At 65.3% G+C, this 2,839-nt stretch carries 2 protein-coding genes; both read right to left on the reverse strand.

The annotated features are described in order from the left end of the window. Positions 1 to 85 precede the first annotated feature (85 nt). A complete protein-coding gene (locus WDW90_RS36065) occupies positions 86 to 1,690 on the reverse strand; it encodes an adenylate/guanylate cyclase domain-containing protein (RefSeq protein ID WP_336492546.1) in 1,605 nt (534 codons plus the stop codon). Positions 1,691 to 1,962: 272 nt separating this feature from the next. After that, positions 1,963 to 2,839 (reverse strand): cobalamin-binding protein (locus WDW90_RS36070; protein ID WP_336492547.1); only part of this gene is annotated, 877 nt, incomplete at its 5' end.

Consider the following 2,839-nt stretch of genomic DNA (forward strand, 5'->3'; position numbering starts at 1 on the left):
CGTGCCAATGATGCCGCCGACCGCCCGCTCGAAACCGTCGGCCATGTCGCTCATGGCGTGCTTGCGCTCAGCGGCAGCTGCTTCGTCAGCAATACGCCGACGCGGCCGGGTCCTGTTGCACCCGCTTCTCGACTGCCGCTAGCACTTCGGCGAGGCGCTGCTTGAGGCGTGCTGCGCTCTCAGCCTCGAGCGCGTCAACGTCGATGAAGAAGTCGATGCCGTGGCCATGTTCGCTAAAGACCGTCTCCTCGCCTGGAGCGGGGCCGAGGTCGCCCTCCACCGCGTACGGCACCACCTCGCGGCTGATGCCCTTCATGCGGATCGGTTCCTGCGGCCGTGCGCGCACGATGTCGTTGACAAGAGCATAGGTCTCGAAGCTCAGCATGATGCCGTTCGGTGCGGCGCTCGACTGCAGGCGGGCGGCGAGGTTCGCCTCAGCGCCAATGATGGTGTAGTCCATCCGCTCCTCGGAACCGAAGTTGCCGACGTTGCAGTAGCCGGTGTTGATGCCCATCCGCGCCTGGAACGGGTGTTCGATGCCGGCGCGGCGCCAGCGCGCATTGAGCCCGGCGAGGCTGCGCTGCATGGCGATGGCCATGCGAACGCAGGCACAGGCGTCCTCGCGCACGCCCTTGGTTTCGGGATCGCCGAAGAACACGAGGATAGCGTCGCCGATGTACTTGTCGACGGTGCCACCGTGCTGAAGCGCGATGGCACTCATTTCGGTAAGATATTCGTTGAGGAGTGCCGTGAGTTCCTCAGGCTGCAGCCGCTCGGTGGCGGCCGTGAAATCCTTGATGTCGGAGAAGAAGATCGTCAGCTTCTTGCGTTCGGTATTGACGGAAACATTGCGCTCGCCGCTGAAAATGCTCTTGTATACCTGAGGAGAGATGTACTTCGCGATCTGGACTGAGATCGAAGCCAGGAAGCTGTTGGATTCGACCAGCTCCTGGTTCATGCGGTCGATCAGCCGCGTCTGGCGGTTCTGGAGCACCAGGAATGTGGTGCCGGCAACCGCAGCAAGGACGAAGTAGCCGAGCAGGTACTTGAATGACAGCACGTTGGCGGCGATCGGCTGGCGCAGGACGATTTCTTGGATGCCGCGCACGTCGCCGACTTTCCAGTCGGTCTTCGGGCTCAAAGGGTGGGTGTTGTGACAGCGTACGCAGACCGATTCCATGCGTATCGGCGCAGCGATGCGGACCTGCCGGTCGAAGAGAGAGCCGGAGACGTCGACGTCCGATTCGGCCTGCGGGTTTGTGCGAAGGTGGGCAAGCGCCGCTTGCTCGAAAGCGTCGAGCTCATGGGGCTTGCGGTCCTTGAACGGCATGTCCGAGATGAAGCGGTATTTGATCGATCCGGTCTCGCCGCTAATCCGGGCGCCGAGCTCGAGGGAGAGCGTCGCCGGAATCGGAATGGCGTTTGGGATCCCCTTGTAGTCATGTCGCGTCTCGATCTTGCCGGTGGCGGTATTGACCGCCTGCACGACGTCGCTGGCGTAAAAGCTACGCATCGCGTCGATGATGCGACCCGTCTCCCGCGCCTGTGCCTCCAGCGTGTGCTCGGACAGGGCTCGCAAATCCAGCCAGACGGCGATCGGCAAGCCGGCAAGCCCCAGGACGAGGGCGCAAACGAGCAGCGGCCCCATGAGCTGCTGGTGGCGCGCAGTTCGCTCGCTGAGGTTCGACATCCCGCATTCTCGCGACGTACGCTCGGCCCCCATCCGTCGATTTTATACCGGATCCAAGCTGTTCCGTGCACCAGCCACGGTGACGTCAGACAAAGGGCATGCCGCAGGGGCCGTTGCGAACAAACTGCGAAGCGTGGCAGCAGAGGTCGGATGACTCAGATCGGTTCCGGAAGCGGTCGAACCGCTGCTGCCTTTCCAAAATCCGAGTGGATGCGCTGTATCCAGCCGCGCTGCAGGAGCACGAGGAGGCAACCACCGGCGAGGCGGCTGCGCTAGACCGAGCCCTCGTCCGGGACCTTGAGGAGGACCGCGCGATGCCTGTCCGTGCGGTCCCAGGCGGGGTGGTCCGAAACGGGCCCGGCACGGTGGGCCGCCGGGGCCCGCCCGAGGGCCGCCAGAATGGCGTCGAGCCCGTCGGTAAGGGCCGCGGGGCCGGGCTGCAGGATCAGCGGCGACTTGATCTCGACGATCCGGCCCTGCGCAACCGCGGGGATGGTGTCCCAGCCCGGGCGCGCCGCGATGCGAGCGGGCACGACCTTCTTCCCGCACCACGAGGCGAGGATCAGCTCGGGCGCCGCCGCGACAACCGCTTCGGGCTGCACGATCCGGTGCTTCGCTGCCCCTTGGCGCGCCAATTCGGGGAAGACGTCCTGCCCACCCGCGATGCCGACGAGCTCCGAGACCCAGCCGATCCCGGAAATCAGCGGCTCATCCCATTCCTCGAAATAGACCCGCAATCGGCGCTGCCCGAGGACTTGCTCCGCCACGCGGGCGAGACGTTCCTCGTAGGCGCGCGCGAGCGCCTCGGCCTTGTCGCCGGCGCCAACCAGGGCGCCGACCGTGCGGATCATCGTCAGGATGCCGGCCACGTCGCGCTGGTTGAACAGATGGACGGCGGTGCCCGCCCGAGCGAGATCGGCGGCGATGCCGGCCTGCAGGTCCGAGAAGGCCAGCACGAGGTCAGGTTCGAGGGCAAGGATCTTCGGAATGTCCGCGCTGGTGAAGGCTGAGACCCGTGGCTTCTCGCGCCGGACCTGGGGCGGACGCACCGCGTAACCCGAGACACCGACGATGCGATCTTGCTCACCGAGAAGGTAGAGAGTCTCGACCGTCTCCTCGGTCAAGCACACGATCCGCTCGGGTGGAAAT

Origin of the sequence: Methylobacterium nigriterrae, from assembly GCF_037106235.1 — a bacterium.
GTDB classification, from domain to species: Bacteria; Pseudomonadota; Alphaproteobacteria; order Rhizobiales; family Beijerinckiaceae; genus Methylobacterium; species Methylobacterium nigriterrae.

Excerpts from the sequence above, each read along its gene's own strand:
- WDW90_RS36065 (WP_336492546.1), bottom strand. The coding sequence starts at position 1,690 with ATGTCGAACCTCAGCGAGCGAACTGCGCGCCACCAGCAGCTCATGGGG.